Origin of the sequence: Capnocytophaga sp. oral taxon 326 str. F0382 (assembly GCF_000318295.1) — a bacterium.
Classification (GTDB): domain Bacteria; phylum Bacteroidota; class Bacteroidia; order Flavobacteriales; family Flavobacteriaceae; genus Capnocytophaga; species Capnocytophaga periodontitidis.
This window is the reverse complement of the sequence record NZ_KB291413.1, coordinates 151,594-157,172: the sequence shown is the minus strand read 5'-3', so window position 1 is coordinate 157,172 and position 5,579 is coordinate 151,594. Positions and strand designations below refer to the sequence as shown.

The following is a 5,579-nucleotide window of genomic DNA, read 5'->3' as shown; positions in this document are numbered from 1 at the left end:
GTAGAGCCACTGTAGAGCCACTGTAGAGCCACTGAAGGCTAACATATTAATTAGCACATTTGTAAATTTACTAATTTGCTATTTTTTCTTATCTTTGTACTTTCAAAACTTCTTCTATTATGACAAAGAACAAGAAGATAAATGTATGCATTTTTATTCTCGTTGCCCTCAGTTGTGGCTGGCTAGGCGTATGGGTAGATTCCCTTACGGGGGAAACAGCAGGCGATTTCAGCAATACCAGCAATGGTACTAAAGGAATGGGTATTTTTATAGCTGCCCCAGTGCTGACTTGGCTCGTGTTGCGCGCCTTTATGGGCGATGGTTGGCGCGATGCAGGACTGCGCCCACTTATCAAGAAAAACCTGCGGTGGTATGGGGTGGCTACGCTTATTTATCCTACGGTGATTGCCCTTACCCTGCTTATTGGAGAACTTTTTGGGTGGCTGAAAGTGCAAATCCATTGGACAAACTACTTCGCGGGTTTTGGTATTTTTGTATTAGCGGAATTTGTAAAGAATTTCTTTGAAGAATCGTCGTGGCGGGGGTACCTCACCGCTCGTTTGCTCAGTTTGAAGCTGAAAGATATATGGCTCTACCTCATTGTGGGGGTAGTGTGGTGTTCGTGGCATTGGCCTTACTTTTTCTACTTCATAAAACCCGAACGCCTATTTGCTTTATTTCCTTACGACAAAGTAACCTTTTGCCTGTTGGCATTAGTGAGCTGTACCTTGTGGACGGTAATGTATACCGAGATTTTCCGCCTTACGGGCTCTATCTGGCCTGGGGTGTGGATGCACGCTATTGAGGATACTACCATCTACAGCTTGATGTACGACAAGCATATTTTCATTGAAACGGGTAAAGATATACTCATTTCACCCGTTTCAGGGATTATTCCTTGTCTGTTGTATCTTGGTGTCGGTTTATGGTTACGCAAAATCAGGATTGCCAAAGAGAAACAGTAGGAATAAAACTCTCCGTGCGGTACTCATACCATACAGGGATTATTATTGCCTGTCGAACCACAACTGCCTGTGTGGCTCGCAATTTGCTAATTTAACGTCAGCTCGATATATGCAACATTAATTTGCAATTGTCTTTCTGTTACTATTCCGTGAAAATTCCTCAGCTTTAGCTGAGCAATTCGTGTAATCTGTGCGTAGTCTGCGAGCTGGCATAGCAGAGTATGTGTCTAAAGGCAACTTGCTATCTATTTGTTTGATTTTTTTAAGATTTATAAGATTTCTGTAGCGTAAACTACACTTTTCTTATGTCGAACTCACGAATTTAACAGTCCGTACAGCTCACACCACGGGGATTTCATTTTCTCATTTTCTAATATGCTAATTTTCTAATATGCTAATTTTCTAATATGCTAATTTTCTAATTCCCTAATCTGCTAATCTACAAATCACTTTCTTATCGCCAAATTTCTCAGCGAGCCATTGTTGCAATCGCGCGGCATCTATTTCTTTAGTCACTTCTTTGCCCTTTATAGTATCTTTTTTCAGGGTATAGAGCAGTACAGTAGCCGTTTGTAGAGAATCTTTATTAGACAAGTGGTTCAGCTTGCCAAAATAAAAATCGTCTATGCTTGGGAATAAAACCTGCATTTCTTTAGCAAAAGTAGGGTCGTTATATTTGTATTGCGCCAACTCTTCTTTTAGCTGATTTATCATCACATCTTTACTAGAGAGCGACGACTTGTTTTTGTTGATTTCTGATAGTATTTCTTTATCAATTTCCGATTCTTTTTGTCGTACAATAAGCTCAGTATTGAGTAGTTTGAAGTTTTTAAGGTCGCTTTGCAGCGTTTTTAACTCTTCATCGCTAAATTTCTTATCCAAAAACGCTAATTCAATGCTTTTAGGGTTCGTATTGTAGCGTATTTTCTTATAAATGATAGTATAACCACTGTTTTCAAACTCGGCAGTGATATAATGAGCTACATTCTCGTGGAATTCCTTCTCTTTTAAAAGGCTATATGCCAAATACAAACTGGGAGTAACAATGAGGATTACCAATGTGGTGATAACAACGCGCAAACGCTTGTTAAGCGCCTCATTACCCGTATTCTTAGGGGTGTATTTCAGGTATTTGATAATGAGGAAAGTAGCAATCCCAATGAAGAAACAATTGATGCTATAGAGGTAGAAAGCTCCTAAAAAATAACTAAAATTACTCGTTGCTAAACCAAACCCTGCTGTACAAAGTGGAGGCATCAAGGCAGTAGCAATAGCTACCCCTGGTATAGGGTTACCTTTATCCTCGCGCGTTAGCGAGATAGCCCCTACCAACCCACCCACAAAAGCGATGAACACATCGTAAATGGTAGGTGAAGTACGCGCTAAAAGCTCTGACTGCACATCCTTGAACGGACTGATATAGAAGTAGATAAACGATACTATAAGACTCACCACAGTAGCGATGAGCAAACTCTTGCCGGTTTTCTTCAACAGGTCGAAATCGTAAGTAGCCAATGCAAATCCTGCCCCTACGATAGGTCCCATCAAAGGAGAAATAAGCATCGCCCCAATGATAACAGCAGTAGAATTGACATTCAGCCCAATAGAAGCAATGAGAATAGCACAAGCTAAAATCCATAGATTAGCGCCACGAAAAGAGATATTGCTAAGGATATCTTCAATTACTTTTTCCTTTTTCTCTTCGCCTTGATGTAAATTGAAAAGCTTTTTCAAAAAACTCATAATGTTAAGTATTTAGATGTTAGTTTTAAATAATTGGGTACAAAGATAGTAATAATTAGCTCATTAGCCAATGATAATTCACTGTGTTTTCCTACTTTTGCTTTCTGGTTATGAAGAAAATATATACTATAGGGCACTCTACCCATACCTTGGAGGAGTTTATAAAAATGTTACAATCGTTTGAGATACAACATTTAGTGGATGTTAGGGGACTACCAGGGTCTAACAAATATCCGCAATTCAACAAAGAGAATTTAGAAGTGGCATTACCCCAAGTTGGTATCGCTTATACTCATTTGGCGCTATTGGGGGGCAGACGAAAAGTGCACAAAGACTCCAAGAATACCCGCTGGCGTAATGAGTCTTTCCGCGCTTATGCCGATTATATGGAAACTCTTGATTTTGAAGAAGGTATTGCGCAGCTTATCGCCATTGCCAAAAGAGAAACAACGGCTTATATGTGTGCTGAAGCCCTCTGGTGGCGCTGTCATAGATCGATGATATCCGATTATCTGAAAGCCAAAGGATGGCAAGTAGACCATATTATGGCAATAGACAAAGAAGAACCCCATAAATATACTGCCCCAGCTCGTGTTATAGGAGACAAGGTAGTGTACTATGATGATGGAATTCTTTGGGGGTAATTTGCAAATTTGCTAATTATCATAGGGTATCACCTTTATTTGCGCACTTTCGTATTCTGCTAAAAATACTTCCGACGGACTATCATAGCCTAATTCTTGTAGCTTCGCAAGCAACCATTCTTCGGTTTTATCTACAGCTTCCAATACACTTTTTTGGATAATACCATCGGTGATAATAGGGTATTTAGGATTTTCTTCACCCGATAATACAATAATGAGCTCACCATTCTGTTCAAGTACGGCTCTTTTTACATCCCTGATGTAGTAAATCCCTTCTTTGCGGAGTTTGAAAGCGAGTTCGTGTGCTGTGATTTTAGCTTTTTTGCAAGCCGCGATGTCTATCTTGCCACGATTGATAACAATCACGGGGTTGCCATCTATAAAACTCTTAAAAGCGTGGTTCTTGGTTTTGAGTTTTCGCAAGCCAATGATGAGTAATGCCCAAATAATCAATACAATAGCAAACTGAAAGAGCGTAACCGACGGACTGTAAATCACGCCCCCGATGATACCCCCAAGTACGTAGTTTTGTACCTGATCCATAGCCGAAGTAGGCGCCAAATTACCCTTACCCGATTTGTTGATAATTAGGGCAATAGCCAACAATCCTAAAAGCAGTTTTAGGAACACATCCAAGTAGAAAAACCACTCGGATTCGATATAAGGAATTGTAAACATAAAATTGATTTATTGATGAGACAATTTACTAATTTGCTAATTGACAAATCGACAAATTGATAATTAAAATGAAACATTAAACCCTACTTCAAGCGAATGATACTCTTTTTTTATAGGTACAATAGGGGCAGTGTCATAGATAATTCGGTAAGTGCCCACGATACCTATGGTAGGGGTAATGTTGTAAGTGAGGTCGACAGCCCCGCCAAAACGCGCTTCTTTGAAGTAAGTGCTATCGGGTTTCCCCTGATGTATAGCAGTGGTGATAAACGTCCATTTCTCAGCTAATTGAAGTTTGTAGCTGAGCGATAAATGAGTTTTGATGCTACGACTATAAGCGTGGTTAGGAGTATTGGTATCAGGGGCAGGGTGTTGCCATTTTTCGTATTCAAAGAATAAGCCTACAGCAGCAAACATCAGTGAGGAATTAGTGTTTACTAATCGATAGCGTGACTGCAACCCCGTAGAAATCTTGTGGTTCATTCCCCTGCTTTCTGCCCATTGTGATTCGGCATAAGGGTACACCTCAAAAGCGTGGTCTAACAAGTAGCGATATTCCAAATGTATATACCCACCACTTAAGATTACTTGACTACCATAAGTAGAAAGCTCAAATTTGTTGATTACATTGATGACCCTATTGCGATTGATTAGCAAGTTGAGGTTAGCTGTATTTTTAAGAGTAAAAACATCCTCTTTTTCGGTTTTGAAGTCCAAGATAGGCATCAAGCTCCCTTGTAAGGTTTTGGTGCTGTCTATCGTCATTGTGAGATTTTCCGAAAAAAGCATTTGTGAGTAGGCAGAAGCTGAAGGTAATAGTATTAATAATGCGTAAAGTAATTTTTTCATTGTACTTAAATTTTCTTTTTCAAGCGACAAAAGTAAGAATAATTAGATAATTAGCAAGTTAGCTAATGAAAAAATCCCCGTGTAGTCATACCACACGGAGATTTATTAGTTATTTGTCACTTCTGTAATTACCTCTATATTCCCACGAGTAGAGTTAGAATACGGACAAACTTGATGTGCTTTTGCGGCAAGTTCTTCGGCTTGTTCAAGAGATATATCAGGTATATTTACTTGTAAGGTTACTGCAAAAATAAAGCCGCCATTATCGAGCTTCCCTATAGATACGTGTGCTGTTACAGAGGTCTCGCCAGTGGTTACTTTAGCTTGCCTAATAACCAAATTCAGGGCAGTATCAAAACAAGCTGCATAGCCAGCTGCAAAAATCTGCTCAGGATTGGTATAATCATCATTAGCCCCACCTAAGGCTTTAGGAGAGCGTAGTTCAAGGCTTAACGCGCCATTATCGGAAGTTACTTTCCTTTTTTGACCACCGGTAGCGGTCGCCACTGCTGTGTACAATGCTTTCATAATAATTCTTACTTATTTTGTTATTTATTCTTACTTTGTGAGTTTTATAGGTCAGGCTTTTAAGAACCTTAAACTATATTTCGAGAGACAAAGATACAACAAATATTTTTAACAATGTTTTTTATAAACAATTTCCTAAAATAACGTCAGTTCGATATAACAGAATATTGAT

General features: G+C 39.2%; 6 protein-coding genes. 2 read left to right on the top strand and 4 right to left on the bottom strand.

Annotated elements, in window-relative coordinates; translation table 11 throughout:
* The first annotated feature begins 119 nt into the window (after positions 1 to 119).
* Positions 120 to 965, top strand: coding sequence for a CPBP family intramembrane glutamic endopeptidase (locus HMPREF9073_RS08535; RefSeq protein ID WP_009750948.1), 846 nt, complete (start codon positions 120 to 122; stop codon positions 963 to 965).
* A gap of 426 nt (positions 966 to 1,391) precedes the next feature.
* On the opposite strand, the gene HMPREF9073_RS08530 is transcribed toward HMPREF9073_RS08535, so the two are convergent.
* Positions 1,392 to 2,708 (bottom strand): DUF389 domain-containing protein, encoded by a 1,317-nt coding sequence (locus HMPREF9073_RS08530; protein ID WP_009750947.1) that lies wholly within the window; start codon positions 2,706 to 2,708, stop codon positions 1,392 to 1,394.
* Between the two features lie 110 nt (positions 2,709 to 2,818).
* Between HMPREF9073_RS08530 and HMPREF9073_RS08525 the strand changes: the two genes are divergently transcribed.
* Positions 2,819 to 3,352 carry a DUF488 family protein gene (locus tag HMPREF9073_RS08525; protein WP_009750945.1) on the top strand — a complete coding sequence of 178 codons (534 nt, stop codon included), beginning with the start codon at positions 2,819 to 2,821 and terminating at the stop codon, positions 3,350 to 3,352.
* Positions 3,353 to 3,364: 12 nt separating this feature from the next.
* On the opposite strand, the gene HMPREF9073_RS08520 is transcribed toward HMPREF9073_RS08525, so the two are convergent.
* The 3 genes from HMPREF9073_RS08520 to HMPREF9073_RS08510 all read right to left on the bottom strand — a co-directional run bounded on the left by HMPREF9073_RS08520 (position 3,365) and on the right by HMPREF9073_RS08510 (position 5,407).
* Positions 3,365 to 4,030 carry a DUF421 domain-containing protein gene (locus tag HMPREF9073_RS08520; protein WP_009750944.1) on the bottom strand — a complete coding sequence of 222 codons (666 nt, stop codon included), beginning with the start codon at positions 4,028 to 4,030 and terminating at the stop codon, positions 3,365 to 3,367.
* Positions 4,031 to 4,093: 63 nt separating this feature from the next.
* A complete protein-coding gene (locus tag HMPREF9073_RS08515; RefSeq protein ID WP_009750943.1) occupies positions 4,094 to 4,879 on the bottom strand; it encodes a DUF481 domain-containing protein in 786 nt (261 codons plus the stop codon).
* 105 nt (positions 4,880 to 4,984) lie between these two features.
* The gene (locus HMPREF9073_RS08510; RefSeq protein WP_009750942.1) at positions 4,985 to 5,407 is read right to left on the bottom strand and encodes an organic hydroperoxide resistance protein; all 423 of its coding nucleotides are present in this window, start codon (positions 5,405 to 5,407) and stop codon (positions 4,985 to 4,987) included.
* Positions 5,408 to 5,579 lie beyond the last annotated feature (172 nt).

Bases quoted from the DNA above. Each gene is read 5' to 3' on its own strand.
- HMPREF9073_RS08535 (WP_009750948.1), top strand. From the start codon at position 120: ATGACAAAGAACAAGAAGATAAATGTATGCATTTTTATTCTCGTTGCC.
- HMPREF9073_RS08520 (WP_009750944.1), bottom strand. From the start codon at position 4,030: ATGTTTACAATTCCTTATATCGAATCCGAGTGGTTTTTCTACTTGGAT.
- HMPREF9073_RS08515 (WP_009750943.1), bottom strand. From the start codon at position 4,879: ATGAAAAAATTACTTTACGCATTATTAATACTATTACCTTCAGCTTCT.
- HMPREF9073_RS08510 (WP_009750942.1), bottom strand. From the start codon at position 5,407: ATGAAAGCATTGTACACAGCAGTGGCGACCGCTACCGGTGGTCAAAAA.
- HMPREF9073_RS08530 (WP_009750947.1), bottom strand. From the start codon at position 2,708: ATGAGTTTTTTGAAAAAGCTTTTCAATTTACATCAAGGCGAAGAGAAA.
- HMPREF9073_RS08525 (WP_009750945.1), top strand. From the start codon at position 2,819: ATGAAGAAAATATATACTATAGGGCACTCTACCCATACCTTGGAGGAG.